Below are 26,562 nucleotides of genomic sequence, written 5' to 3' on the forward strand. Positions count from 1 at the left end.
TATGAATTTTACCATTCCATGGGAGCAGCACCTTGAAAAGGTCAGAAAACATTCTTTTTTTACTTCATATGGCAAGGTCAGTGAAATTGTTGGCTTAACTATCCAGGTGGAGGGTCTTGATGTTTTCATCGGGGAAATCTGTGAGGTTCAAATTAAAAAGGGGGCACGGACTGCACTAGCTGAGGTAGTGGGTTTTGTCAAACAGACTGTCTTATTAATGCCGCTCGATGAGATGAAAGGGATCGGGCCAGGTTCACTGGTTAAAGCCACGGGACATGCCCTGACTGTTAGCGTGGGTGATCAGCTTTTGGGGCACACACTGGATGGCTTAGGACGGCCGCTTGATGGAATGGTGGCGACTAAAGAGCTGTCTGCTTATCCCGTCATGCAAGATTCACCAGATCCGTTTCAGCGCAAAAAGATTGAACATGTTATGAGTACTGGAATTCGTGCGTTAGATGGGTTGCTAACAGTTGGTGAAGGGCAGCGAATTGGGGTTTTTGCTGGAAGTGGTGTGGGCAAGAGTACGCTGCTTGGGATGATTGCGAAGTTCTGTCAAGCAGACGTGATTGTGATTGGTTTGATTGGTGAACGTGGGCGTGAAGTTCGAGAATTCATCGAAAAGGACTTGGGTGAGGAAGGTTACAAGAAAGCAGTCGTGGTCTGTGCAACTTCAGACATGCCGCCACTTGTGCGTTTAAAAGGAGCCCATGTGGCAACCGCAATTGCGGAGTACTACCGTGATCAGGGTAAAAAAGTTGTCTTAATGATGGATTCAGTCACACGTTTTGCAATGGCACAGCGCGAAATTGGACTTTCAACCGGAGAACCGCCGACCACCAAAGGATACACCCCTTCAGTCTTTGCTGAATTGCCGAAATTGCTTGAGCGGAGTGGGATGTCGGCTAAAGGCTCGATTACAGCTTTTTATACGGTTTTAGTTGAGGGTGATGATATGAACGAACCAATTGCCGATGCAGTGAGAGGGATTCTTGATGGTCATATTGTACTTTCACGTAAGATTGCGGCGCATAATCACTACCCTGCAATTTCAATTGCCGATAGCTTAAGCCGTTTGATGAAATCTCTAGTTAGCGAACAGCATGCACACGATGCAAGTGAACTGCGGGAGAGTATGTCAGTTTACAACGATGCCAAAGATTTAATTGAGATTGGTGCTTACAAGGCAGGAACTAACGCAGTGATTGACTACGCTGTTTCCTTGCACCATCCAATCACTGATTTTTTGCAACAAAGGGTTGATGAGTATTCTGATTTTGCACAGACGCGTGAGCAGTTGCACCAGCTTTTCAGTGAAAATGCAGCAGTAAATGTGCAGCGGACTTAGGAGACCAATGGGGGGTTGACAAATGAGAAGGTTCAAATTTGCATTAGCGAATATCTTAGAATATCGCAAGCAAAGTGAGCAGGAGCTAAAGCAGCAATACTTGCGTTTACGTGCGGAAGTTCAAGGCAAAGAAGTGGGGATTCGACGCTTATTGGATGAAAAAAAGGATCTAATGGAGGTCACTGAGCACACAGTTGGCAGAATGCAGGTTCAAAGAAGGTACTTGTTGGGAATTGATCAGGAAGTAACGCTACTTAAAAATGCAGAATTGGAACTTAAAAGTGCCAGCGAAATTAAGTTAAAAGAGCTGATCAAAGCGCAGCAAGAACGTAAAGTTTTAGAAAAGCTGGAAGAAAAACAAGCAGGGGAATATCGCTTGCTTGTTAAACGACAAGAACAAGCTCAGCTTGATGAGATGGCGAATCGAAACAGGAAAGCTATCTAAGGGTTATCTGAAAGGGGGTGAAAGAAAATGGAAAGAATCACTGACGCAAGTGGGGATTCGACGTCTTCTATCCGGGAGTCAGTTACAACATCTACCCAGAAATTGGCCGCCAACAAACGCTCTTTTGCACAATCATTAAAAGACAAAGGGACTGCTTTAAAAAACGAGGATACCGCAGAACAAGTTCGAGCATCCGCGGATGATGACTCAACAGCGGTTACTGATGGCTCAAAGGAGGAACAGGAAAACACTGGTCAGTTGGATGAAAGGACAGCGGTTGACTCGAAAAAAACTAAAGCTGCACCCAAAAAGGTGACAAAGCAAGCTTTGCTCAGTGCTGATGAAACACCCAAGCAGCAAGGCGACCCACCTGTTTTTTCTGAGCCGCAGCCAAAGCAAGCGGGCCAGAAAATTCTTGCAACTCAACAAACAGACGCTGCTTCCACTACTACTAAACTGGAGAATTCGCAAAACGCAAAAGAAATTAATCCGGGGCAAACAATTCCGGTGTTAATTGAGAATAGTCTTGACGATTCTAATGGGGAGCAGACTGCAAGTCAAGCTGCGGTGGCAGTTCAAACTGCGCCAACTTCTGTAATGACGCCGGCCCCAAAGACGGTAGTTGGTAAAAAGCTGGAAGTCAGTAAAGAGCAGGAAGGTGATAAAAAGCAGGAAAAAGCTGCTGAAGACGAGCTTTCAAAAAAGGTTCTGGCGGTCCCCAAACAAGTTACGCTCCAAGAAATGAAGCTACCGGTTTCGAGTGAACCAGAAAAAGAAACTCCACCAAAAAGCAACCCGCAAAAGCCTGTCGAACAAGTTGCGATAGCCGCTGCTACGCAGATTTCCAAACAGGCTGAAGCGATCCCACCGACAGCGATTCAGGCTGAAAAAGACAGTTCTAAGGTACAAAATGTTTCACAAAATATTTTGCAACAGGTCCAAAGTGAAGTGTCGGCCCCACAAAATGCACCACGAACTGCTGACAAAACTGAATCTGGGAAAATAAACCCAGCCAGAGTTGATTTTGCGCAAAATTTAGGGCAACAGCAGTCTTTAATCGAAAGCAGCATTACAGTAGTTGCTGCAATTGCCCAACCATCCCAAGGAAACCTTGAAGTGCAGCAAGTTCAAGGGGGGCAATCAACGACAGTTAATATGTCTGCAGGTCCAGCTGAATTACCAGCAATGGGTTCCAAGGCAGTTTCACTAACGACGGCATTGAAAACTGCAGCTCAAAGTGGAACTCAGCAGGTCATTTTGCAGTTGCAACCGGAGAACCTTGGCAAAGTTAAAATTGCGTTTAAAGTCTCACCGCAGCAGGTTCAATTAGAGTTCAAAGTAGAGACAGTCCACGCCAAACAAATGTTGGCTGGACTGACACCCAAATTTGAACAGATTTTGAAGACGCAGGATTTAGCGGGAACCGGCAATACTCAAGCGCCATTGACCACTGGGACTGAGCCGACGGATTCAACGCTCATGGGTCAGGGATCTTTTACGCAAAACCAACAGCGAAAGTTTATGCGGCAACGCTCGCTTGCATCTTATCATTCAACTTCACAGCAGGTTGGGGAGGTAGCAGCACAGCCTGATACAAAGGAACAGCCCAAAAATATTATCAGCATTTTGGCTTAATTAAGGAGGAAACAAATGGATTACGGAATTTCAGATGCTTTTCCAGGAATTGCAACGTCAACTGCATATGATACGACGAAAAATTCCTCATCAGTTTCAATGGATGATTTTTTGAAGATTCTTTCAGCGTCAATGCAAAATCCTTCGATGAGCAGCGATTCATCCAGTGGCGGCAGTAGCAGCACAGATTATGTCTCACAACTAGCGCAGTTTACGACCCTTGATCAGTTGAATAATATGGGCAAGGAATTGACAACTTCAGTGATGGCACTACAACAACAACAAGCCTATTCGCTGTTTGGTAAACAAGTGACGTTAAATAATAACGGTCAGTCGGTAACGGGAAAAGTTGACAAGGTGAGATTTGCCAATGGTTTTGCAACATTGGTAGTTAACGGCAGTGAATATAAAATGAGCGCCTTAGCGGAAGTGGGATAAATTAAATGTTAACTCGAGTTACTGGAGTTATGACTCCTGCTGTGCAGACGCCTTCAAAGACAACAAGTCTCCAACAGCAAGAATTTTCGCAAATTTTGGCAGCTAAGAAGGACCAGGTGAAGCTCTCACAACATGCTCAAAAAAGGCTAGGTGATCGTCATTTAGAACTGCAAGACAGCGATTTTGCTCAGATTTCTAAGGCGATGAACGAACTCAACGAAAAGGGCAGTCGAGAATCTTTGCTGCTATACAAGAATATGGGATTAATTGCGAACGTACACAAGCGTACGATTATTACTGCGATGGATGTCAAAGAGATCAACACAGTTACTAATATTGATAGTACAAAGTTCATTAAATAGCGGCTGGACCTTAATGGAAGCCGCGGCTCTTTCGAATGACTGAAGAAGAGCCACACAATAGGGAGGAAATCACAATGTTAAGATCACTATATTCAGGCGTTAGTGGAATGAAAAACCTGCAAACCAAAATGGATGTTGTTTCAAATAATATTGCAAATGTTAATACGATGGGCTTCAAATCCGGACGTGTTGTTTTTGAAGATCTGATCAGTCAAACCACAGGATCAGCTTCTGCTCCCGGAAATGGGAGCGGTGGTGTGAATGCTAAGCAGATCGGTCTCGGAGTCCAGACTGGTGCAGTTGATACGCTGACAACGGCGGGTGCACCTCAATCAACCGGACGTGCACTTGACTTTTATATCAATGGTGGCGGCTACTTCATTGTTCAAAATAGCAACGGCGGCGACTATTATACACGCGACGGTGCGTTTTTGCGCGATAGTAACGGAACATTAACAAATAGTGCAGGAATGCCTGTGATGGGTAGGGCAGCTACAACCCCGACAGAATATACTGACGGTCTGGATACGAATTCAGTTCTTTCAGCACAGGGAAGCTTGAAAGAAATTAACATTCCAAGTCAAATTACGGTTGGTGGGAATACTTTGAAGTATGATTCAATGTCAGTTGATAAAAATGGGCTGATTACTGCAAAGTATGGCAGTCAAAATTTTGTAATGGGTCAAGTTTCGCTAGCAACTTTCAATAACCCAGAAGGACTTCAAAAAGTGGGGGGCAACAACTATGAAGTTTCAGGCAACTCAGGTGCAGCCATTATTTCCGCACCTGGTGATGCTGGGACCGGTGCGTTGCAATCTGGGGAATTAGAGATGTCAAATGTAGATCTTTCAAATGAATTTACAGAAATGATTATCGCAAATCGTGCTTATCAAGCGAATGCACGTACGATTACGACTTCAGATGAGATGTTACAGGAACTGGTCAACCTGAAACGCTCTTAAAAGTTTTGACAGTTGGGGTTTGATTTTGATAGTAACCGGGGAGATGTTTACATGATTAAGCTACTTGCACTGGATGGCAGAAGTTTCTTTTTAAATCCGGATCTGATCTATCGGATTGAAGCAACTCCGGATACTGTAATTACACTGACAGATGGAAAAACATTGATTGTCAGGGAAACCGCAAGTGCAGTCGTTGAATTGATCATCGCATACCGCAGGAAGATCTATCAGCATAATTGGGGGTTGGACTGTGAACAAGCAGAAAAGGAATAGAGTTGGATAATTATGGCAAAAGAAAAAGATGAAGAGATGAAAAAAAGGGGAGTCAATTGGTTGGTGGTGCTCCCGATTATATTGATTTTTGCAATTGGCGGGAGTGTCGGGGGTGCCTATGTTGCAGCCAAGTTCTTTAACAACAACACTTCTGAAGCAGCAACTAAAAGTGCTGCAACGGTTTCCGAGAAACAAAAGATTGTAGGCGTTAAAAAATTTCTGATAAATCTTGCAAGCAGCAATTCAAATGAACAACAATATGCGCAATTAACGATCTCTTTATTGGTGGCAAATGAGGATGATAGTACTGCTGTGAATAAAAATGTTGCACTTGTACGTGACAGTGTGATTAACGTCTTGCGTCAAAAGAAGGCCAGCGACATTCTGGGGGCGGCAGATAGTATTCCGCGACTTAAAAATGAGTTGAAGGATACCATTAATCGTGCTTATGGTGAAAAAATTGTACAGCAGGTATATATCACAGACCTTGTCGTTCAGTAAGCAAAGAGGATCAAAGAATGGATATTTATTTTTCAGTTTTTAAAACGATCATTTTTTTGGTCGTAATCATTTATCTGATCAATATCACACTTAAATTGCTCAATCGCTACTCTAATCAACGGAATGCCACTTTTCGGATTTTACAAAAAATCTCAGTTAGCAAAACTTCTGCACTTGGAATTGTACAGATTATTGATAAGTATTATGTGATGAGCTTTTCTGAGCAGCAGAATCAGATTATCAAAGAGCTAACAGCAGAGGAGTCAGCCCGTTTCTTACGCTCAATCGCCGTGTCTCCAACTAAAAAAACGGATTTTGCAGTGGTTCTAAAAGAAATGGTGACTAAATTGCAGGCGGACAGGAAGAGGAAATGAGCATGAAGAAAAGAATTGCGCTGGTATTTGCCGGGATTAATCTTGTGTTTTGGAAAATGTTCTTTTTGCCCGGGGCAGCCTTTGCGGTTACTACCAACGATGTCACGTCAACGGTCAATAATTTATTGAGCAACGGTTCGGGTTCGGATAGTACAATCAATACTTTTTTGTTGTTGACTGTGCTGTCAGTTGCACCGATTTTGTTGGTAATGACGACTTCTTTTACGCGCATTATCATGGTCCTTTCATTTGTTCGAAGTGCCTTGGGAACCCAACAGAATCCACCCAATCAAGTCTTATTAGGATTGGCGCTTTTCTTAACTTTCTTTACAATGCGTCCTGTTTATACAGATATATATCAAGATGCAATTCAGCCATACAGCAAGCAAGAAATTAGCCAACAACAGGCATTTACACGTTCGGAAGACCGGCTTAAGCAGTTTATGTATCAGCAAACACGTAAAAAAGACATTCAGCTTTTCTTAGATGTTTCAAAAGATAAGCACAATTACAAGTCCTACAAGAAAATTCCGTTGACGGTCATCACGCCTGCCTTTATCATCAGTGAATTGCGGACGGCCTTCAGTATCGGGTTCTTATTGTTCATCCCGTTCCTGATTATTGACATGGTAGTTTCCAGTATCTTGATGTCAATGGGGATGGTTATGTTATCGCCGGTGATGATTTCTTTACCGTTTAAGATTTTATTGTTTGTAATGGTAGACGGCTGGTATCTGTTGGTTGAGTCACTAATCAAAAGTTTTTACTAACAAGAAAGTTGAGGGAAAAGGCATGTCAGTTGAAGTTGTTTTGCAGGTTATTCGGGATGCCTTCATTCGGATCATGATCATTGCGGGACCTGCCGTGGGAGTTGCAATGGTAGTGGGATTGATTATTAGTATTTTTCAGGCAACCACCCAGATTCAGGAACAGACCCTCAGCTTTGTGCCTAAGTTAATTGCAATCTTTATTACGTTGGTGCTGGCAGGAAATTTTATGCTGACCATCTTGCTGGAATTTACTAAGTCAATTTTTAAAATGATTGCGAAAATGTGAGGTGTTAGAAGATGGTTGCAGTTGAATTGGGTGCCTTGTTGCTTTGCCGCATAGCATCTTTTCTTGCAATTAGCCCAGTTTTTTCGCAGCGTGGTTTTCCTAATTTAGCCAAGATAGTGGTGGGTGGCAGTCTGGTAATTGCAGCGTATCCGGCAGTTGGTGATTTTAAAGAGATTAGCTCGCTGCTGCTTTTTGGAGTGATTGCACTTAAAGAGATTCTTTTTGGATTGGCAATGGGTTATCTCAGCCAACTGGTTTTCAGTGGAGTCATGATGGCAGGTGAGATGATCGACTTTCAAGTCGGATTTTCAATGGCGCAAGCCTATGACACAACGATGGAGGTCGCTGCTTCGCAATTTGGCAAGCTGTACTACTGGCTAACACTTGCTGTTTTTTTCATGTTGAACTTGCATCATCAATTGATCTTGGGATTGATGGAGTCGTTCAAAATCGTACCACTTGGGACTGCGGTTCTTAAAGGGACAACCGTCGAAGGAGTCGTAGAGTTATTCGAAAAAACGGTGGTGATGGCGTTGAGTTTAGCTGCACCATTGGTGATTGCAGTTTTGATAATTGATATTGTGCTGGGTGTGATTTCACGTTCAATTCCGCAGATTAATATTTTAATGCTAAGTCTCTCCATCAAAACGGCAGTTGCAATCTTGCTTTTTTTGCTGGTACTGCCTAATTTGCTTGATTTTTTGGCAAATAATATTGCAGGCGGAATTGCGAATATTTTGGACTTTGTAAAGGCATCTAGATAAATGGGGTTGAAAAAAGATGGCAGGTAAAGATGGCAAAACTGAACGTCCCACACCTAAGCGGCTACGGGATGCCCGCAAACGTGGCGAGGTTCCTAAAAGCCAAGAAGTAAGTGCGGCTGCAGCTCTGTTTGTTTTTTCGCTGGTTCTGTTGCCCTCATGGGAATTTGTGATTGAACATTACTTGCCTTACCTGACACAATTTTTGGAACAAGTCGCAGCTTTTAAGGTCCAGTATCGGGATCTGCCTAAGATTGCTGTTCAAGCAGTCCTGATGATTTTTTTCCTGGCGGCGCCCTTCATGATCTTGAGCGTGCTGGTGGCCTTTCTTGCGAATTTTGCGCAGACAGGATTCTTGTTTTCGACCAAACCATTAAAACCTGATTTTAAAAGGTTAAATCCTGTGAATGGTTTCAAACAAATGCTGGGCTTGCGCTCGGTTTTTAACATGGGGAAGACCTTAGCTAAGTTTGGAATCATTGTTTACTTTTGCTATCGCGAATTTATGGATAATATTCCAATTATGTTGAATCTCAGTAGCGTTGGAACACCCAAGGTCTTACTTTTTGTTTTGAATTTCGCCCAAGCCTTGACTTTTAAAGTAGCCCTGCTGTTACTTGTCTTAGCATTGATAGATTATTTTTATCAGCGCTATAGCTTTCGTAAAAATCTGCGAATGTCCAAAGAGGAAATTAAGGAAGAATTCAAACAACAAGAAGGGGATCCCAAGGTTAAATCACAGCGTAAAGCCCGTTATCAGGCAATGGTTCGAAATGCAATTGCTAAGGTTAAAGATGCAACAGTCTTGATCACCAATCCGACTCATTTTGCTTTAGCGATCAAGTATGATCCTCAAAAAGAAGGAATTCCTGTTCTTTTGGCAAAAGGAAAAGACGACTTGGCACAAAGAATGAAGGCTGAAGCACGCAAGGAACATGTGCCGCTGATCGAAAATCGGCCTGTTGCCCATGCAATCTACGCCCAAGTAGAACCAGGTGAATTTGTACCACCAGAGCTTTATGAATCAGTTGCGGAAATCATTGCACTTGTATATCAGTTAGACGAAAAGGAAAAGAACAAAATTTAGATGAATTATTGGGAGGAACTGCACGTATGAGCAAGGCGGTTGCAAGGAAAAGAAGTAAAAGAAAGCTGAATTATGCGGATGTGATCGTTTCATTTCTGGTTGTCAGCATCATTGGCCTGATCATTGTCCCCTTACCGGCAGTTATCTTGGATGTCTTAATCGTGATCAACTTGACGGTCGCAATCAATATTTTGCTGATTACCTTGTTCACACACTCTGTTTTAGAGTTTACGACATTTCCCACGCTTTTATTGCTGACAACAATGTTTAAGTTGGGACTCAATATGGCATCGACGCGGTTGATACTGACAGAAGGCAATGGTGGAAACGTGATTGCGGCTTTTGCCAATGTGGTAGCGGGAAGCAACTACATTGTGGGAATTATTTTGTTTGTCATTATCATGATTGTCCAATTGGTCGTTGTTACCAATGGGGCAGGACGAGTTTCTGAGGTGTCAGCTCGGTTCACCTTAGATGCAATGCCGGGAAAGCAGATGGCAATTGACTCAGATCTTAATTCGGGGTTGATTACTGAACAAGATGCCCGTAAACGCCGTAAAGATCTGCAAAGAGAGGCCGATTTTTATGGATCCATGGATGGTGCCAGTAAATTTGTAAAAGGTGATGCCATCGCCGGAATTGTGATTACGCTAGTGAATTTGATTGCAGGGACAATTATCTTTTCATTAAAAGGTGATTTAGCAATCACGGATGCGCTTTCGCAATTTGGAAAGCTTTCAATTGGTGATGGGCTGGTAAGTTCAATTCCTTCATTACTTGTGTCGATTGCATCCGGGATTATTGTGACACGCTCTGATAACAACAGTTCTTTTGGCTTGGATATCGCTAAAGATGTTGTGCGCTATCCACAGCTTTTCAGAATTGTGGGAGTTATCTTGCTGGTCTTGGCAGTTGTTCCTGGTTTTCCGTTTCTGCCATTCATCATTATCGGGGTGTTGATGTTTGGGGCAAGTACCCTTGTGACACAAAATGAGCAGAAGGTAAATATTAGACAGAAAAAAGAAGAACAGACACTGGCCTTGCAACGTAAGAAAAAGGAACAAGAAGAGGACGAATCTGTTTCATCCTTTCAAGTTGAGCCGATTGCAATTGAGATCGGCTATGGGTTGATTCCGTTGGTAGACAGTTCTGTAGACAACAGTCTGATGAACCGAATAATTGCAATTCGCAAGCAAACTGCGCGTGAATTAGGAATCCTTGTACACCCTGTCAGAATTAGAGACAATCTTTATCTTGAGTCTAATGATTATTCAATCAAGATTAGGGGAAATGAGGTTGGCAAAGGCGAAATCTACCCTGATAAATTTATGATTATCAGCCCAAACGATGAAAAATTCCCATTTAAGGGAATTCCGACAAAGGAACCAGCCTTTAAGATTGATGCGATGTGGATAGAAGAAAAAGATAAAGAAGCTGCTGATTTGCAAGGCTTTACAATTATTGAACCTTTGACGGTGATTGCAACACACTTGAAGGAAATTATCTTTGCGCATGCCCCTGAGCTCTTGGGTCGACAAGAGGTTAAAAAGTTATTGGAAGGAATTAAGGAACAAAATAATGTCGTAATTGATGAACTGATTCCCGACATTCTGCGGCTGGGTGAAGTTGAAAAGGTATTGCAAAACTTACTTGAGGAAAAAATTCCGATTAATGACTTGGCGACGATCCTAGAGACCTTAGCGGATTATGGAACAGTTACCAAGGATACTGAGCAATTGACAGAGTATGTCAGACAGGCATTGCGACGGACAATTGCAGCCAAGTATGCTGCGGATGATCGTTCTTTGAATGTTGTGACGATCCATCCTAAGGTTGAAGAATTGATCATGCAAAGCATTCAAAAGACAGCAACCGGGTCGTATCCGGTGCTCAAACCGGATGCGGTTAACCGTATTTTAGAAGCAGTTGATAAAATTCAACAAGAATTAATGATGAAAAATATTTCATTTGTTATCTTAACATCGCCGAAGATCAGGCTTGCTTTTCGCAAATTAATTTCGTTTAACTTTCCTAACATGGCAGTGCTTTCGTTAAATGAAATTCCAAATGAGCTTGCAATCGAAACAGTCGGAAACGTCAGTCTGTAAAGAGGGCGTTTAGGAGAAAGCATGCAAAGGAGGCGTTTTTGTGTACGAATTGAATCTGGAAGACGAGGTTTTAAAATATTTGCCATTAGTAGAGCGAGTAGCAAATCGAATTTCTATTAAGAATACTGAGTACGAGTATGGTGATCTCTACAACATTGGTGTGATTGGCTTAATGGATGCATTACGCAAATTCGATGCTACTAAAAAAGTACCGTTTGAAAGTTATGCGAGCATTCGGATTAAAGGCGCAATTATCGACGAGATCAGGAAACACGCTAAGATTTCGCGGTATAAGATGACGGCTATTAATCGTTTTTACCATGCAAAGCAGGAATTAGAACAAGAATTAAAGCGAGAAGCAACTGAAAAAGAACTCTGTGCCAAAATGAAGATTACGGCGCGGCAATTATCAGAGGTCTATGAAAACATTCATTTTTTGGCCAGCGTTTCACTGGAAGATACACTATTTTCCCATGAAGACGGTGGGATGGCACTCACGGACATTCTGCCTGACAATCACATTGTTAGCGGAGAAGAAAAATTACTGCGTAATGAACGCAGACAAGCCTTGATTGCAAGTATCAAGCGTTTGCCGGAACGTGAGCAATTGATTTTGAGCCTGTATTACAAAGACGAGGCAACTTTAAAAGAGATTGCACAGATCTTAGACATTTCGATCGCACGGGTTTCACAGATTCATGGCAAGGTGATTTCCAAGCTCAAAGGACTCATTAAGGAGGAATTGAAATGATACGCGGATTGGACACACTCAGACAAAATATCGATGTTTTGTTAAAAAGGCAGGAAAATGCCAGCAGTAATATCGCTAACGTTAACACAACTGGTTATCAGGCTAAAAAGCTTTTTCAATCAACGCTTAAACAAGTCCGTTTTCAGAATTATCAAGGCGGTCCAAATGTCAATCAGCGCACAGAAATTGGAGATTTTACCTTTGGAAACCAGCTTGATGGAGCTGCATTGAATCCTGAAAAGGGTGCATTTAAACAAACAGGACGTTCGACTGATTTTGCAATTCAAAATGATGGGTACTTCACTGTCAAAATGCCAAATGGCACCACTGCTTATACACGTAATGGAAATTTTAAAGTGAATGCTCAAAATGAATACGTAACTCAGGAAGGTTATCAGGTGTTGAGCGCTGCAGGAACTGCGGTGGCGGCAGGACAAAATCCAGCCTTTGGCATTGTGGCTTTTGATAACCCGCAACAATTGGAAAGTCAGGGAAATACATATTATACAACCACGCAAACACCCCATAACGTCCAAACAGCACAAGTCTTAAATGGGTATTTGGAACAGTCAAATGTAGCAACTGCTGATGAAATGGTTTCATTAATTCAGACAGGGCGCGAGTTTGAAGCCAATCAGAAGGCACTGAGCACGAACAATGAAACGCTTAATAAAGCAGTTAACGAGTTGGGGAAAATTTAGGAGGTGCGCTGAAATGAATCTTGGGGGAATTTTAACAACCAGCAGATCCGGGTTAAACGGAATGCAAAAAAGTCTTGATAATATTGCCAATAACATTGCCAATGTCGATACTGTGGGCTACAAAAGTCGTGATACTAGTTTTCGAGAACTACTGAATAATCAAGTAAATCAAAATGAAGTTGGGTTAAGCCAAAATGCAGGGCAGATTGGGTTGGATCGCGGCTTGGAAGTTGACCAGGAAACAATTAACCAAGCACAAGGTGCGCTGAAAAAAACTTCGTCGCCGTATGACTTGGCGATTACAGGTCAAGGTTATTTTGGAGTATACGATCAAAGCGGACAGTTTTATCTGACAAGGGCTGGTAATTTCCAACGGAATGCAGCAGGGGAACTGGTCAATCAAGCTGGGGACCGGTTAGCGATTACAACTACTGTCCCACAGGCACAGTGGCCTCAAGGCGACGTTAAGATTGCTGCAGATGGAACGATTAGTATCCAGCAAGGTGCCAATGCAACCACAGTCGGCAAGATTCCATTATATCAACCGCAAAATATGGAAGACCTTCAAACGGCCGGTAATAATCGTTATCGGGTTGTAAACGGGGGAACGCTGTTAGCAACCACCAACGGAGATAATCTCGGGACGATTAATCAGTATGCTTTGGAAAATTCAACAGTCGAACTTGCAGGCTCAATGGCTGATATGATTACAACTCAGCGTGCGTATGCCCTGAATGCTAAAGTATTGCAATCAACGGATGACATGTTGGGAACCGTCAACCGCTTTTCTGAATAAACAAGGATGGGTGACGAATGATTAGGCTCAAGAATGTCAGCAAGGAATTTGAGAATGGAATTACAGCGTTAGCAAAGATTTCCTTTGACGTTGCACAAGGAGAGTTTGTTTATGTTGTTGGACCAAGCGGTGCAGGTAAATCAACCCTGCTTAAACTCCTCTGGCGTGAAGAACAATTGAGTGCGGGGTCCATTGTAATGGGGAATGCGCACTTAGAAAAGATCCCGGCGCATGCACTATATAAGTTGCGGCGTCAATTAGGCATTGTCTTGCAAACCGATTTGTTTATTCCCTATTACTCAGTTTTTGAAAACATTCGTTATTGTTTGGAAGCAGTTGGTGTAAAGAAAGCTGCAATCAAGGAGCGGGCACAAGCTGTTTTAGAGCAGGTTGGGATGGAGGCCTATCAGGATCGTTTCTTAAATGAACTTTCACTAGGACAGCAAAAAAAGATTGCAATTGCCAGAGCACTTGTTAATCAGCCGCCAGTAGTTTTAGCAGATGAACCGACGGCGAATTTGGATGCCAAGTCTTCATTAGAGATCATGAAACTTTTTTTTAGAATAAATCAGTCGGGAACGACGGTGATCATGGTTACGCATGACAGTACAATGGTCAACACTGTGCGCAAACGTGTTCTTGAGTTGCGTGCAGGAAAGCTAGTCCGAGATGAAGTGCGTGGTGGCTTTACGCGTTTTGCTGATCCAAAAGATGTTTATATCTGGTAGTTTTCGTATTAAAAATTCTTACATAATTACCGATATGAAAGAAGGAGGATCACTAGCGAATAGCTCAATATAGCGTTATCAAAGCTATTTTTGACAAAACAGCTATTCGAAGAAGGGGTTCTTAAAAAATCTAATGGTTTCTTATAGCGGAAGGGGTATCAACAATGTCCAAAAAATTTTTGAAAGTGTTCCAAGGACCACGTGTCCACGTTCTTGCACCAGTCGGAATCACATTTTTAGTTTTATTAGGGACATACTTGCTTATTATCAATGGGAGCGGCAATGCAGTTGCGACACAGAAGTTTTGGATCTTTGCAGGGATCGTGTTAGTGCTGCACATAATTGCCTGTGAAACACTGGGGATGAGTCGAGGAGCATCTTACCAAGGTGCACTTGAGAAGGTTCAAAAGAATATCGCACAGGTTGTTGCGGGAGATTTATCACACCTTGATGAACTGACTCCGCAAAAGTCAGATCAAAAGGTGATTTTTAAAATTAAGGATGGCGTCAAGGGATTAGCCAACGCCTTTATTGCGATTATTGTCGGCATCAAGAGTGAAAGCGATCGGATGAGCACGATGACTGCAGCGTTAGCGCAAACCTCAAGAAAATCTAATGATTCGATTGAAAATGTTAGAGATACGATGAACAGTATCGCAGAAGCTTCTAGTTCTCAGGCGGCAGAAGCAGAACAAACTGCAAGTGATATGCAGGTTTTAGCAAAAAATATCGAGAAGATTCATCGTGAGATTGAACTGATGAATGGCTATGTTGAAGAATCGCAAAAGTCCAATGCGACTAACTCCGAAATGATGGTGCATGTTTCATCCAACTGGGAAAAAGAGCGCGGCAATCAAGCACAGCTCGTTGACGAGATGGATAAGATGAATAAAGATGTGCAAAATATTGGTAATATTGTTGAATTAATTACCGATTTGTCAGAGCAGACTAATTTGTTGGCATTAAATGCTTCCATCGAAGCTGCCCGTGCAGGAGAAGCAGGACGCGGATTTGCGATCGTGGCTGAAGAGGTTCGCAGCTTGGCAGAACAAAGCGGAGAATCCACCAAAAATATTCGTGAAATTATCGAAGCAGTTAAAAAGAAGTCGCAGCATATGGTTTCTTCCATCAATTCTTCATATGAGAGCGGTGAACGTCAGACTGAAGATCTGAAAAAGGCAATCACGTCTACCAAGAATGTTTCTGAAATTGTTGAAAAATTTGTCGACAGTATTAAAAAGATTGAAAAAAATGTCAAGGGAGTCGTTGAAGAAAAAGACATGGTCAGCCAGTCAGTTAGCAACATTTCTTCTGCTATCTCAGAAACTTCTGCTGGGACGGAAGAAGTTACTGCCAATCTTGAAGAATTTTTCGCAAGAATTAAGGAATTTGAAAAAGATGTCAAAGAAATTGAAGATATTACCAATGTATTGAAATTCCAAGTTGATAGTTTCAAGCTTTAAAAAATTCAAGAAAGGAGCCGCCTGTCATGGAACAGTATGTGATCTTTAAAAGTCATGAACAACTCTTTGCACTTCCAGTTAAAATCGTTAAAAGAGTCGTTGAAGAAGATAATTTTATTACTTTACCGGAAGTACCTGCTTTTGTGCTAGGAGCCTACGAATTCCAAAAGCATATGGTTCCTGTCATTGATCTGCGGGCCAAACTTTTTAAACAGGCAACTGCCGTTGATAATGATACTAAGGTAATCTTGTGTAATTGGAAAGAACAGTCACTAGGATTACTGGTTGAAAATATTGTGGGTATTACGGCATTAACTGAGACAAATTATGAAGATGAGCTGGCACAAGCAAATTTGAAACGCGGATACATGAGTAAGTTTTTGAAGATGGATGACAATGTGGTAGTTTCACTTGATCTTGAGTATTTGTTTGATAATCGGCAAGAAAAATCGCTGTTGCAGACCGTTGACGACATGGATAATACTGCAGATGGGGATAAGTCAACCGTTAAAAAAGGCGAAAACAGCGATGGAACCGACACAAAAAGAAATTAAGGTCAGTATTGCTGACTACAAGCTTGCAAGCTCACCGGATAAGATGCTCACAGTTGGTTTGGGTTCTTGCGTGGGAACTTTCATTTATGATGAACGGGTAGGAATCGGAGGGTTAAGCCACATTATGTTGCCAGATAGCAAACCCTTTGTGGGAAAGGGAACAATTAATCCTGCTAAATTTGCAGACCTAGCCTTACCTGCGATGGTAGCTGAACTGAAAAAAGGTGCTCCAAGCAGCAATTTGAAGGCCAAAATTGTGGGGGGAGCTAATATGTTTAACTTCAACTCGCTTTCTGCAAATGGTAATGTAGGGCAGCGCAATATTCAAGCTGTAAAAGAGATGCTGCAGGCACTGCAGATTCCATTGCTGGCAGAGCATGTCGGTGGCAAGACTGGCAGGACAATGATCGTTGATTTAAAAGATTTCAAGACGATGGTTAGGCTTGTTCATAGCCAGATAGTATATATATGAGGAGTTTCTTAGATGATGGATGTCTTGGTGGTTGATGATTCAATATTTATGCGTAAGATCGTAACGGATATTCTAGCAACTCAAGCAGATTTTAGGTTGACGGCAACTGCTAGAAATGGCAAGCAAGCGCTGGAGTTGGTTGCGCAAGCAAAGTTTGATTTGATCTTATTAGATGTTGTGATGCCCGTTTTAGGTGGGTTAGAGACCTTGGGTGAGTTAAAAAAGCGGACTGCTGCTCCCGTAATTATGCTGACAGGAGAAACTAATCAAAAAACGGTCGTAGAAGCTTTAGCGCTTGGGGCAGTAGATTTTATTGAAAAACCAACCAGTTTGATGACTGTCAAAGAAGAATGGATTAATAATTTTTGTGCTCGAATTAGAGCAGTCAGTACACATCATGAACAGTCGCACATCCAGCGTAAAACGCCTGCAGCTGTGGTGACAGCGTCGCAGTTACCTAATTTGCAGAAAAAAACCAAAGCAGTTGTGATTGGAGCTTCTACTGGTGGACCCGGTGCACTTTTGAGTTTAATTGCGATGCTACCAGATGAGTTAAAAATGCCACTTTTTATCGTACAGCATATGCCTAAGGAGTTTACTGCATCGTTTGCTGCACGGCTGAATCAAGAAACTCAAGTGACGGTTGTAGAAGCTCGCGATGGAGAAAAAATAGAAGCGCAAGTGTACCTGTGCCCAGGAAATCAGCATATGACACTTGCGGCCGGTTGCATCAAGCTTGACCAACGACCGAAGTTGCATGGGACGCGGCCAGCAGTAGATTATCTTTTTAATTCTGCCGCCGCGGCTTATGGGCCAGCATTAACGGCAATTATTTTGACAGGCATGGGTAAAGACGGAACTGCTGGGATGAAAACCATCAAGCAGGCCGGTGGTTATACAATTGCACAGGATGAAGCTTCAAGTGTAGTTTTTGGAATGCCGCGCAGTGCAATTGAAAATGAGGTCGTGGATGAAGTGCTATCTTTGGAAATGATTGGAAGAAAATTAAGGCGAATTGTTGGGTGAAAAAATGGAACTAAATTTTACTTTCTTTAACAATTGGGTACAAAAACAGTTGGGAATCGAACTTTCCGCGTATAAAGAACGGCAGATGCAACGGCGAATTGTCAATATAATGCACAAGGCGCAGGTTCAGACGTTGGAAGAGTACGCTAGATTGCTTGAAAAAGACGCGCTTGAACGCACGGCCTTTATTGAGCATTTAACAATTAATGTGACCAATTTTTACCGGAACAAAGAGATTTTTGAGACATTTGCCCAGCAGTTAAAAACAGAAATCTTTGCACGCTTTGAGGCGCCTAAGATCTGGAGTGCGGCTTGCTCAACAGGTGCAGAGCCTTATACATTGGCGATGATTGCTGCCAAGATGAATTGCCCCAATGCCCGGATCATCGCAACGGATATTGACGAGGCAATCTTACACAAGGCACGTGCGGGGCGTTATCGCGAATATGAGGTGAATGAACTTTCTAAAACTGAGCTGCAGCGTTTTTTTACAAGATTACCAGATGGCAGTTTCGAAGCCAAAAATGAGCTTAAACGTAAGGTGACCTTTAAGCGTCAGGATCTATTGCAAGATCCGTATGAACAAAGTTGTCATGCAGTCGTCTGTCGCAACGTTACAATCTACTTTAAAGCGCAAGCACGGGATGAAGTTTACCGCAAATTGGTTGCTGCGCTTGTTCCGGGGGGAATTCTTTTTACCGGTGCGACGGAAACAATTAATGCAGCCAGTCAATTAGGTCTTAAAAAACTGGATTCATTTATTTATCAAAAGGTGTAAAAGGGAAAGGAGTGAGCTTAATGGATGACAATAGTGTATATCGTGACCTTTTTTTCGAAGAAAGCGATGATCATCTGCAACAGCTAAATGATAATGTCTTGGAGCTAGAAAGCGAACCGGACAACATGGATCTCGTTAATGAGATCTTTCGCTCAGCGCATACGCTAAAAGGAATGGCGGCAACTATGGGTTATGATGTAATGACCAAGTTGACGCATAAAATGGAAAATATGTTTGATTTTTTCAAATCAGGCAAATTGAAAGTCAATAGCGATTATATCTCATTGATTTTTAAATGTTTAGATCGTCTGTCGCAACTGATTGAAGATTTACGCGATGAAAAAGAACTTAGCAATCAGCAGATTGAAGATTTACTGGCTGAACTGGAGAAAGTTGAAAGCAGTGTAACTGGTAAGAAAACGACTGCAGCGTCCCAGACAAGCACAGCACAAAGCCCGCTCACAAGTGTTCAAGAGCAACTTGAGGAGGCTGATCTGGATGTGATTCAAAAAGCTGCCGCCGAAGGATACCATGCTTACAGTATCGCCATCAGGCTGGATGCAGGAACGTTATTAAAAGGGCCCCGTGTCTTTTTAATCATGGAAAAGCTGGAACAAGAAGGCGATGTTATTCACACTGAACCGAGTGTGGATCTGCTTGAAAATGGCGACTTTGAGACAGACTTCAAATTGGTCTTTTTAACCAAGGACAACTTGGATGAGGTCAAACAAAATATTGAAGGCAACAGTGAATTGGCAGCATTTTGCGCTGAAGAATTCGCAGAACAAAAACATTACGGAGCTGCTGTAAAGTCGCAATTACAAGCGGCGAAACCGCAACCGCAAACTCAGCCTGCTGCTAAGCCAGTTGCAAAAGCGCAGCCTAAACCGGTGCAAAAACCGCGCAAAAAAGGGGAAAAACCAGCACATAATAACGCACGTAACCAATCAATCAGAGTTGATTTGACTAGGCTCGATCGCTTCTTGAATCTTGTTTCTGAATTAGTTGTTTACCGTAATCAGCTTGATGATGCTAGCAAGCGTAATAGCGAAGAAGAAGTTAAGGATTCGCTTGAACAGGTTTCACGGCTGACTTCTGAATTGCAAGAGCTGGTTTTAAAGATTCGAATGCAGCAAGTTAGTGTAGTCTTCACGCGCTTTCCACGGATGGTACGTGATCTGGCACGTGACCTAGGCAAAGAAATGGAATTAGTAATTGAAGGCGAAGAAACTGAACTTGATAAAACAGTTGTTTCAGAACTGAGCGAACCCTTGATTCACCTGCTGCGCAACTCTGCTGATCATGGGATTGAACAGCCTGACGTACGTGAGCAGATGGGCAAACCGCGCAAAGGAACAATCAAGTTATCTGCATATCAAGAAGGAAATCGAGTCAACATTACCTTAGAAGATGATGGCAAAGGGCTTGATCCGCAGGTTATGAAAGAAAGTGCCGAGAGTAAAGGCATTGACACTACTGGCATGTCCGATGATGAATTGATCCACTTGATCTTCCATCCGGGCTTTTCGACTGCTAAAAAGGTCACAAATATTTCAGGCCGTGGAGTCGGACTGGATGCAGTAATGGCTAAGATTGGAGAACTAGGCGGTTCGCTTGAGATGAAGACAGAATTGCATGTGGGGACCAAATTCATCATTAAACTACCATTGACCTTGTCAATCATTCAGGCCTTAATGGTTAAAATTGGTGCCGAAGTTTTTGCCGTTCCGCTGGATGTGGTTGAGCGCGTTGTCATGATTAATGATGAAAAAGATTTGATCAAGACTTCTGATCAAGAGGTCTATCGTTTCCAAGAAGAACTGATTCCAGTGATTCGGACTGCACACCTGCTGCAAATTCCAGATACAGCTTCTACTAAAAAATTTGCAATTATTGTTAAAAGCGATCATAGCTATCATGCTGTTTTAGTTAGCGAACTGATTGGACAACAAGAAATTGTAATTAAGAAATTGGATGCTGCCTTGCAGAAGCTGCAGAAGTATCAGGGAGCAACGATCATTGGAAATGGTGCGGTGGCGCTTATCTTGGACATAAACTCAATCTGCCAGGGTAAGAAGGAAAGTCAAAAATGAAATATACCAGCCTGCAGTTAGACGCCTTGAAAGAAGTCATTAATATTGGGGGCGGACATGCAGCTACAAGTATTTCTAAGCTTGTAGCAAGAAAAATTGAGATGGATGTTCCGGCGGTCAAGATTTTAAGTTATCATGAATTGTACCAAGATATCTTGGCTGATAATGTTGAGGTTCATGCGGTTATCAGTGGGATTGTTGGCGAATATGGTGGAATTGTTTTGTTCGTGGTGGCAGATGATGCTGTCGCTAAGTTAGCAGAGCTCATGCTAGGAAGTTCCAGCAGCGACAAAGCAGTGAAAATGTCGGCGGTCAGTGAGTTGACAAATATTATTTCAAATTCTTTCTTGGGTGCGATCGGCAAATTATTAGAGGTGCAGTTACAGTCATCCTTGCCGGTGATTCAAGATGATTATTTTGGAGCAGTTATCAGCAGTGCTTATGTAGCTTTGGATCAATATGACGATCAAATCATGGTCATCCGAAACGAATTTACGTATGCAAAAGAACGGCTGGATGCATCGTTATTTTTAATTCCTGAAACAGGAGTTATTGACCGGATCGTTAAATCTTTAGGAATCTGAGAGGGGATAATTGAATTGGGAAAAAAAGTTTTGATTGTTGACGATACTGTTTTTATGCGCATGAAATTAAAGGATATTTTGGAAAAGAACGGGTATGAAGTGGCCGATGAGGCGCAAAACGGGCAAGAAGCTATCGATAAGTATCAGGCAACTAAACCGGATTTGGTAACGATGGATATTACAATGCCCGATGTAGACGGAATTGAGGCTCTTAAAGGCATCAAGGCGTTTGATGGCGGCGCTAAGGTCGTGATGTGCAGTGCGATGGGGCAGCAAGAAATGGTGATGGAAGCCATTAAAGCCGGAGCAGTTGACTTTATTGTTAAGCCCTTTGATACGGAACGCGTTATTAAGGCGCTTGACAAGGCGCTTTCCTAAAAGTCAGGAGATGATATGATGCAGATGATTCTCTTTAAAATGAAGCAGCAGTTTTATTTAATCGCTGCTGATACTGTAGAAGAAGTAATTGACACTGTCAGAATTACGAAGGTACCGCTAGCTCCGCATTGGATTAAAGGGCTGATTAACCTTAGAGGCTCTGTCCTAACTGTTACGGGTCTTGCGGAGTTGTTGGAGATTGAAGCACCAGCAGAAAATATGAATATCCTGATTATGAAGAATCAAGAAGAACGCAAAGGGCTTTTAATTGAGGAAGTAATCAAGGTCGTCGATGTGACACCTGAAGATATTCAATTGGGAGATGCTTCAAAAGGGAAGTATTACGCTGGCATGGTGGCTGTTAAAGATGATGTGGCAAATATTGTTGATGTGAAACAATTGATTTTTTGATAAGTGAGGGATCTCTGTGGACCAAGTATTGACGCAACAAGAAATTGACTCGCTGTTGAAAGCAATGGACAACGGTGAGATCAGCCAAGAAGAAATTGAAGAAGAAAATGACGCTGTAAAGGTCAAGAGCTATGATTTCAGAAGGCCAACGAAGCTTTCGAAGGAATACGTCAATACGCTGCACATGATCTTCGAAGACTTTTCAAAAGTGAGCAGTAATACCTTTTCAACTTTGCTGCGCACCAATGCTAACTTTCAGCTCGCTTCGATTGAACAGGTCAGTTATGATGAATTCGTCCATTCGATACCGCGGGTGACTCTCATCGGGCAATTTCATTCCGAACCGCTTAAGGGTGTGCAGCTGTTGGAGATGAATCCACAATTGTGCATGTTACTGGTTGAGTTGCTGTGTGGTGGACCTGATGGTAAGAAAAATATTGGTGCTCTGGATAAGATCGATGAAAAAAAAGAGTTCACCGACATTGAGCTAGCTGTGCTTGAGGAAGTTGTGCAAGAATTTGGCAAGATCTTTCAAAATGTGTGGAGTGAAATTGTCAAGCTGGAGACAAAAGTTGAGGGACTGAGTAGCAATCCGCAATTATTGCAGAATATGTCCCCTAATGAGCCGGTGATTATGGTAACTTTTACTGCTAATATTGCCGGAGTTGCAACGTTTGTTAATCTGTGCATCCCGTACGTTTTCTTCGATGAGATCACTGATAAGCTGAGTTTTCGCAGCTGGTTTGATACCAGTCACGAATTTGATGCAAGTGAAGAAAAGAAGCTGCAAAAAGGGATGAATGACGTTAAGCTGCAGTTGGAAGTCTTGCTGGGAAATGCGCAGCTCGAATTGGCGAACCTATTACACCTAGAAGTGGGCGATGTTATCAAATTGGACCGCAAGATAACGGAACCGTTGAATTCATATATTGAAGGCAGCCCTTTTTACAGGGTTAAGCTGGGGAAGAAAAATCAACAACTAGCGGTCGAACTTATCGATAAGTTGGAGGGAGAACAAGACAATGAGTGACACTTTATCACAAGCAGAGGTCGATGCACTGATGGCTGGAAACGCGTCCGCTAAAGACGAACACCAAGACACCGGGATTGATGAAAAAGCCAAGCAGGATATTATCGGTGAAGTCGGTAATATCTCAATGTCGCAGGCAGCAACAACGCTTTCCTCGATTTTAAACCGCAGAGTCAGCATTACAACTCCGCGAGTTTCAAAATTGAAGTTTGAAGAGGTTTTAGCGGGCGTTAATGCGCCTAAAGTTGCAACAATTGTTGAATTCAAAGAAGGCCTTGCAGGCTCAAATCTGTTTTTGCTGGAGGTTAAAGACGCCGTAGTGATTGCTGATTTGATGATGGGTGGAGATGGAAATCCAACATCAGATGAGTTTGGCGAACTGCAGTTAAGTGCAGTCGCAGAGGCCATGAACCAGATGATTGGTTCTGCTTCAACTTCGATGGCAACAATGATCAACAAGAAAGTTGACATTCTGCCTCCTTCTGTGAAGCTCTGGGAAGATGCTTCAAATATCGAGTATAAAGGGATTGTCAAAGCAGAGGAAATCTATCGCATTTCATTTTCACTTTCTGTTGAAGGTCTAATTGAAAGTGAAATCATGCAAATCTTTACTGAAGATATGGTCAAAGATATCTCAAATGCATTGCTCTCTGATAAAGCAACTGTGATTGAACGTGACGATACTGCAGCAAAGACTCAGCAACCGGAAAAGAAACCGGTTCCTAAAGATGTCGCAGCCGAGGCACCTAAAAAAGCGAGCGTAACAGGACAGTCTAAGCGGGTGGTTGAAGTCAGCAAACCTGAATTTCAACAATTAGAAGAAAATAAGGCCGCAGAAGGTGACAATCTGGATCTATTGCTGGACGTGCCGCTTAATCTTAGCGTGGTTTTGGGACGCAGTGAAAAAACGATTCGTGACATTCTTTCCTTTAATTCGGGTTCAGTGATTGAACTTGATCGGTTGACTGATGAGCCCTTGGAGATTCTGTTGAATGGTAAGCCAATTGCAACAGGTGAAGTTGTAGTGATTAATGAGAACTTTGGAATTCGTATCACTAATATTCTATCACCGAGTCAACGAATTCACCGGCTTAAATAAGCAACGCGTCAATTACCTTGAGGATTAGCCACGTAAAATTGTAAAATTAAAATGAAAGTCAAAAAAAGTTATTCCTACCGGTTTAACTTTTTTTAATTCTGCCGATATGTAAAATGTGAGACTTTTTTGAAGGGAGTGGACGCGATGAAAATTGAACGCTATCAAGAAAATAATAATTATCAACAAATTGAACAAGGGCAGCAATTGAACAGCAAGAAGACCGATAAAGCTGCTAAGTCGGCTACTGCTGAACAAGTGACCTTATCAGAGAATGCACAAAAAATTAGGAAAGCAGCAAGTGCTGAAACAGGTGTTGACGTGGAAAAAGTCAACCAGTTAAAAAATGCGATTAAAAATGGCACTTACCAAGTATCAGCTGCAGAAATTGCCGATCAGATGTTGGGTTTGAATGCTGAACAAAAGGAAGATTAGAGGATGCAAGAAACTGAATTTCAAGTGCAACTGAAAAAGTTCAGTCGTATTCTTAAGCGGGAAAAGCAGTTCCTAATTAAAGATCAAGCTGAGGAATTGTTAGCATTAGTCGCACAAAAGGAGCAGTTTGTACCACTGCTGCAGAATTATGAAGGGGAAATTTCCGCTGACACACGGCAACTGTTGCGTCAAATCAAAGTACAACAAGTAGAAAATACGTTATTAACACAACAGGCGATCGGATATCAAAAGATGTTGATGGCAGCCGTCAAAGCTAATCTTAAGAATCCTGCGGGAACTTATTCTAAGAACGCAGAAGTCTTTGATACACAGCGAACAGCAATGATTGATCGTGAAGTCTAGCGTAAGGGAGGATTTTGTTGAATGGTAGGACTATTTGGAACATTGGGCACTGCGACGAGCGGAATGTCCGCTAATCAGGTTGCACTGCAGACGAGCAGCCACAATATTGCCAATACGAATACAGATGGTTACTCTCGGCAAAGAGTGCTGTTGCAGACGAGCACGCCTTATAGTCTGCCAGGAGTTGGGACTCTTGGGACGGGAGTTCAGTCTGGCGGAGTAGAGCGAATCGTTGATGATTTTGTCCGGGGACAAATTCGCGACAGCAATTCACAATATCAGTTTTCCAAGCAGAAGTCAGATACGCTCGGACAGTTGGAAGATATGTTTAATGAACCTTCGGATAATGGTTTGATGACTCAATTATCGACATTGACTAGCAGTTGGACGCAACTTGCTAATAATCCGGAACTGGGTACGGCCAAGACGCTGGTAATTCAAAATGCCAGTACATTTGCAGATACGCTGCGTGGAATGGCAACGAATATTAATCAATTGAAATCTGATACAATTCAAGATGTTGCCAAAAATGCATTAGACTTTAACGAAAAAGTCACGCAACTGAAGGACTTGAACGAACAAATCTACAAGCTGACAAGTCAAGGTGAAACACCGAATGATCTTTTGGATTCGCGTGATTCAGTATTGAAAGATCTTTCGGGACTCGCAAATATCACCACCACTACAGATAAATACGGACGCGCTTTTGTCCAAAGTGATGGGCAGGATATTTTGACTGTGGACACTCAGGCAACGTTAAGCGTAGTCGTGGGAAGCCAGACAGGGCAGAGTACAGTTGCCAAAGATGGGAATACCGTTAACGGCGAGACTACGATTACAACCGCTTATCCGGCAGGAACAATTTTATTAACAAAAGCAGGAACGACTGCTGACCAGTCGACCTACAGCCCATTGACGATTTCAACAGGAACGTTAGGTGGATTGCAGAATTCAGCCAATGAGATCCAAGATCGCTTGCAAGAATTGAATGATTTTGCAGAAACGGTTGCTAAGACCACCAATACAGTTTTTACTGATGGTAAGCAAAGCAACAGCGGCTTTTTTGAAATTGGAAATGATTCCGCCAATTATGCTGAGAATTTTAAAGTCAATGAGGCGCTGGTTAGTGATCCCACCACAATTTCTGCGGGACAGACTGCTGCAACAGGAGATGGCAGTCGCGCACTGGCAATTTCTAAGCTTGCGACTACTAAATTCGGTTATCCAGTGTCGACGACTGAGCTTGCAAGCTACGATCAGACAACAATGCAGTTTACGCAAGAAACCAGTGGTAAAACTTTTGCATCGGCTTTCAATAATATGGTTACCAAAAATGGGATTTCCAAGCAGCAAGCTGATAATACTTCTGCTGCACAGCTTTCAGTGCTTAATCAACTTGAGTATAAAAATGAATCGACTTCTGGGGTTTCTTTAAACGAAGAAATGTCGGATGTAATTCGCTTTCAACAGGGTTTTCAAGCTAATGCACGGTTACTTTCGGTTGTTTCTGAGATGTTGGATACCTTAATCAACAGAACGGGGGTTTAGAAAAA

Annotated in this window: 32 protein-coding genes; all 32 read left to right on the plus strand. The window is 42.4% G+C overall.

The genetic code is table 11. The features are described 5' to 3' along the window. The first annotated feature begins 1 nt into the window (after nt 1). The 32 genes from fliI (at nt 2) to flgK (ending at nt 26,557) form a co-directional block, all read left to right on the plus strand. The gene (gene fliI, locus AB3Y88_RS06870) at nt 2-1,348 is read left to right on the plus strand and encodes a flagellar protein export ATPase FliI (protein ID WP_056960615.1); all 1,347 of its coding nucleotides are present in this window, start codon (nt 2-4) and stop codon (nt 1,346-1,348) included. A gap of 22 nt (nt 1,349-1,370) precedes the next feature. After that, nucleotides 1,371-1,793 carry a flagellar export protein FliJ gene (gene fliJ / locus AB3Y88_RS06875; RefSeq protein WP_228888331.1) on the plus strand — a complete coding sequence of 141 codons (423 nt, stop codon included), beginning with the start codon at nt 1,371-1,373 and terminating at the stop codon, nt 1,791-1,793. A 27-nt stretch (nt 1,794-1,820) separates the two neighbouring features. Continuing rightward, nucleotides 1,821-3,428 (plus strand): flagellar hook-length control protein FliK, encoded by a 1,608-nt coding sequence (locus tag AB3Y88_RS06880; RefSeq protein ID WP_228888334.1) that lies wholly within the window; start codon nt 1,821-1,823, stop codon nt 3,426-3,428. A 15-nt stretch (nt 3,429-3,443) separates the two neighbouring features. Then, nucleotides 3,444-3,866 carry a flagellar hook capping FlgD N-terminal domain-containing protein gene (locus AB3Y88_RS06885; protein WP_228888344.1) on the plus strand — a complete coding sequence of 141 codons (423 nt, stop codon included), beginning with the start codon at nt 3,444-3,446 and terminating at the stop codon, nt 3,864-3,866. Nucleotides 3,867-3,871: 5 nt separating this feature from the next. Further along, nucleotides 3,872-4,228, plus strand: a complete 357-nt coding sequence (locus AB3Y88_RS06890; protein ID WP_054756392.1) for a flagellar protein — start codon at nt 3,872-3,874, stop codon at nt 4,226-4,228. 74 nt (nt 4,229-4,302) lie between these two features. Then, complete coding sequence (locus tag AB3Y88_RS06895; RefSeq protein WP_056960611.1) at nt 4,303-5,190, plus strand: flagellar hook-basal body complex protein; 888 nt, start codon at nt 4,303-4,305, stop codon at nt 5,188-5,190. Nucleotides 5,191-5,241: 51 nt separating this feature from the next. After that, complete coding sequence (locus tag AB3Y88_RS06900) at nt 5,242-5,463, plus strand: flagellar FlbD family protein (protein WP_056960610.1); 222 nt, start codon at nt 5,242-5,244, stop codon at nt 5,461-5,463. Between the two features lie 12 nt (nt 5,464-5,475). Then, nucleotides 5,476-5,964 (plus strand): flagellar basal body-associated protein FliL, encoded by a 489-nt coding sequence (gene fliL / locus AB3Y88_RS06905; RefSeq protein WP_056960609.1) that lies wholly within the window; start codon nt 5,476-5,478, stop codon nt 5,962-5,964. A gap of 17 nt (nt 5,965-5,981) precedes the next feature. Continuing rightward, complete coding sequence (locus AB3Y88_RS06910; RefSeq protein ID WP_056960608.1) at nt 5,982-6,338, plus strand: flagellar biosynthetic protein FliO; 357 nt, start codon at nt 5,982-5,984, stop codon at nt 6,336-6,338. Nucleotides 6,339-6,394: 56 nt separating this feature from the next. Next, nucleotides 6,395-7,108, plus strand: a complete 714-nt coding sequence (fliP, locus tag AB3Y88_RS06915; RefSeq protein WP_228888434.1) for a flagellar type III secretion system pore protein FliP — start codon at nt 6,395-6,397, stop codon at nt 7,106-7,108. A gap of 22 nt (nt 7,109-7,130) precedes the next feature. After that, nucleotides 7,131-7,394 carry a flagellar biosynthesis protein FliQ gene (gene fliQ, locus AB3Y88_RS06920; protein WP_054756396.1) on the plus strand — a complete coding sequence of 88 codons (264 nt, stop codon included), beginning with the start codon at nt 7,131-7,133 and terminating at the stop codon, nt 7,392-7,394. A gap of 11 nt (nt 7,395-7,405) precedes the next feature. Continuing rightward, nucleotides 7,406-8,158 (plus strand): flagellar biosynthetic protein FliR, encoded by a 753-nt coding sequence (fliR, locus tag AB3Y88_RS06925; protein ID WP_054756397.1) that lies wholly within the window; start codon nt 7,406-7,408, stop codon nt 8,156-8,158. Nucleotides 8,159-8,174: 16 nt separating this feature from the next. Continuing rightward, nucleotides 8,175-9,242: a flagellar biosynthesis protein FlhB gene (gene flhB, locus AB3Y88_RS06930; RefSeq protein ID WP_056960606.1), complete on the plus strand. Its 1,068-nt coding sequence runs from the start codon at nt 8,175-8,177 to the stop codon at nt 9,240-9,242. A 26-nt stretch (nt 9,243-9,268) separates the two neighbouring features. Next, a complete protein-coding gene (flhA, locus tag AB3Y88_RS06935; RefSeq protein WP_056960605.1) occupies nt 9,269-11,350 on the plus strand; it encodes a flagellar biosynthesis protein FlhA in 2,082 nt (693 codons plus the stop codon). Nucleotides 11,351-11,390: 40 nt separating this feature from the next. After that, nucleotides 11,391-12,101: a sigma-70 family RNA polymerase sigma factor gene (locus tag AB3Y88_RS06940; protein ID WP_228888347.1), complete on the plus strand. Its 711-nt coding sequence runs from the start codon at nt 11,391-11,393 to the stop codon at nt 12,099-12,101. Continuing rightward, the gene (locus AB3Y88_RS06945) at nt 12,098-12,802 is read left to right on the plus strand and encodes a flagellar hook-basal body protein (RefSeq protein ID WP_056960604.1); all 705 of its coding nucleotides are present in this window, start codon (nt 12,098-12,100) and stop codon (nt 12,800-12,802) included. The genes AB3Y88_RS06940 and AB3Y88_RS06945 overlap by 4 nt, the downstream gene beginning before the upstream one ends. Nucleotides 12,803-12,815: 13 nt before the next feature. Further along, nucleotides 12,816-13,598: a flagellar hook-basal body protein gene (locus AB3Y88_RS06950; RefSeq protein ID WP_228888353.1), complete on the plus strand. Its 783-nt coding sequence runs from the start codon at nt 12,816-12,818 to the stop codon at nt 13,596-13,598. A 17-nt stretch (nt 13,599-13,615) separates the two neighbouring features. After that, entirely contained in the window at nt 13,616-14,326 is a 711-nt protein-coding gene (locus AB3Y88_RS06955) for a cell division ATP-binding protein FtsE (RefSeq protein ID WP_056960602.1), read from the plus strand. 164 nt (nt 14,327-14,490) lie between these two features. Next, nucleotides 14,491-15,789, plus strand: coding sequence for a methyl-accepting chemotaxis protein (locus tag AB3Y88_RS06960; protein WP_228888356.1), 1,299 nt, complete (start codon nt 14,491-14,493; stop codon nt 15,787-15,789). Between the two features lie 26 nt (nt 15,790-15,815). Further along, on the plus strand, nt 15,816-16,343 hold the full coding sequence (locus tag AB3Y88_RS06965) for a chemotaxis protein CheW (protein ID WP_054756405.1): 528 nt from the start codon (nt 15,816-15,818) through the stop codon (nt 16,341-16,343). Continuing rightward, the gene (locus tag AB3Y88_RS06970; RefSeq protein ID WP_367293411.1) at nt 16,279-16,815 is read left to right on the plus strand and encodes a chemotaxis protein CheD; all 537 of its coding nucleotides are present in this window, start codon (nt 16,279-16,281) and stop codon (nt 16,813-16,815) included. Before AB3Y88_RS06965 ends, AB3Y88_RS06970 begins: the two co-directional genes overlap by 65 nt. Nucleotides 16,816-16,827: 12 nt before the next feature. After that, nucleotides 16,828-17,841 carry a chemotaxis-specific protein-glutamate methyltransferase CheB gene (gene cheB / locus AB3Y88_RS06975; RefSeq protein WP_228888360.1) on the plus strand — a complete coding sequence of 338 codons (1,014 nt, stop codon included), beginning with the start codon at nt 16,828-16,830 and terminating at the stop codon, nt 17,839-17,841. A 4-nt stretch (nt 17,842-17,845) separates the two neighbouring features. Next, entirely contained in the window at nt 17,846-18,619 is a 774-nt protein-coding gene (locus AB3Y88_RS06980) for a protein-glutamate O-methyltransferase CheR (protein WP_228888363.1), read from the plus strand. 20 nt (nt 18,620-18,639) lie between these two features. Continuing rightward, on the plus strand, nt 18,640-20,712 hold the full coding sequence (locus AB3Y88_RS06985) for a chemotaxis protein CheA (RefSeq protein ID WP_056960599.1): 2,073 nt from the start codon (nt 18,640-18,642) through the stop codon (nt 20,710-20,712). Continuing rightward, nucleotides 20,709-21,296, plus strand: a complete 588-nt coding sequence (locus AB3Y88_RS06990; RefSeq protein WP_056960598.1) for a chemotaxis protein CheC — start codon at nt 20,709-20,711, stop codon at nt 21,294-21,296. Before AB3Y88_RS06985 ends, AB3Y88_RS06990 begins: the two co-directional genes overlap by 4 nt. Nucleotides 21,297-21,311: 15 nt before the next feature. After that, nucleotides 21,312-21,674: a response regulator gene (locus tag AB3Y88_RS06995; protein WP_367293412.1), complete on the plus strand. Its 363-nt coding sequence runs from the start codon at nt 21,312-21,314 to the stop codon at nt 21,672-21,674. An 18-nt stretch (nt 21,675-21,692) separates the two neighbouring features. Continuing rightward, nucleotides 21,693-22,085: a chemotaxis protein CheW gene (locus AB3Y88_RS07000; protein WP_056960597.1), complete on the plus strand. Its 393-nt coding sequence runs from the start codon at nt 21,693-21,695 to the stop codon at nt 22,083-22,085. 16 nt (nt 22,086-22,101) lie between these two features. Continuing rightward, a complete protein-coding gene (gene fliM / locus AB3Y88_RS07005) occupies nt 22,102-23,115 on the plus strand; it encodes a flagellar motor switch protein FliM (RefSeq protein WP_056960596.1) in 1,014 nt (337 codons plus the stop codon). Then, the gene (gene fliY, locus AB3Y88_RS07010) at nt 23,108-24,214 is read left to right on the plus strand and encodes a flagellar motor switch phosphatase FliY (protein ID WP_228888366.1); all 1,107 of its coding nucleotides are present in this window, start codon (nt 23,108-23,110) and stop codon (nt 24,212-24,214) included. Before fliM ends, fliY begins: the two co-directional genes overlap by 8 nt. A gap of 144 nt (nt 24,215-24,358) precedes the next feature. After that, nucleotides 24,359-24,646: a flagellar biosynthesis anti-sigma factor FlgM gene (gene flgM / locus AB3Y88_RS07015; RefSeq protein WP_054756416.1), complete on the plus strand. Its 288-nt coding sequence runs from the start codon at nt 24,359-24,361 to the stop codon at nt 24,644-24,646. Between the two features lie 3 nt (nt 24,647-24,649). Further along, the gene (locus AB3Y88_RS07020; protein WP_056960595.1) at nt 24,650-25,009 is read left to right on the plus strand and encodes a hypothetical protein; all 360 of its coding nucleotides are present in this window, start codon (nt 24,650-24,652) and stop codon (nt 25,007-25,009) included. A 21-nt stretch (nt 25,010-25,030) separates the two neighbouring features. Next, complete coding sequence (gene flgK / locus AB3Y88_RS07025; RefSeq protein WP_056960594.1) at nt 25,031-26,557, plus strand: flagellar hook-associated protein FlgK; 1,527 nt, start codon at nt 25,031-25,033, stop codon at nt 26,555-26,557. Nucleotides 26,558-26,562 lie beyond the last annotated feature (5 nt).

This window comes from Liquorilactobacillus satsumensis (genome assembly GCF_964065465.1).
In the GTDB taxonomy this organism is placed as follows: Bacteria; Bacillota; Bacilli; order Lactobacillales; family Lactobacillaceae; genus Liquorilactobacillus; species Liquorilactobacillus satsumensis.